Source organism: Frateuria sp. YIM B11624 (assembly GCF_049727805.1).
Classification (GTDB): domain Bacteria; phylum Pseudomonadota; class Gammaproteobacteria; order Xanthomonadales; family Rhodanobacteraceae; genus Frateuria_A.
Map to the genome: position 1 here is coordinate 1 of NZ_JBCNYA010000076.1, position 327 is coordinate 327.

A 327-nucleotide genomic window follows, 5' to 3' on the forward strand; every position below is an offset into this window, starting at 1 on the left:
GCCTAACGCTTGAGTTAAGCGGCGGCGAAGCCGTCCGCCTTGAACGCGTAGTTAGGGCTGCGCGACGTGCTCAACCCATATGGACGAACCTGGATGATGCTCTCCGATGGTGTTGATAGCATCATGCAAGCCCTGGCCTTGAAAAGGAATTGACCGCGAGAACTCGGTGACGTCGAGGCCTTGAGCGCGCAATGCAGCCAGCTCGGATGAAGAGAGGACGCCAGCGTTGACCCAGAGCGGTGATGGTGGACTACCGCCACACGCCTCGATGAGCTGATCGTAGCCTAGTCGGGTGAGCGCGAAATGCGGCATTTGAGGCCTAACGCT

The 327-nt window shown here is 59.0% G+C and carries 1 protein-coding gene; it reads right to left on the minus strand.

Annotated features, from left to right (window positions below; all coding sequences use genetic code 11):
- Nucleotides 1-51: 51 nt before the first annotated feature.
- On the minus strand, nt 52-327 hold a 276-nt coding region (locus AAIL17_RS18235; RefSeq protein ID WP_424684244.1), incomplete at its 5' end, for a hypothetical protein.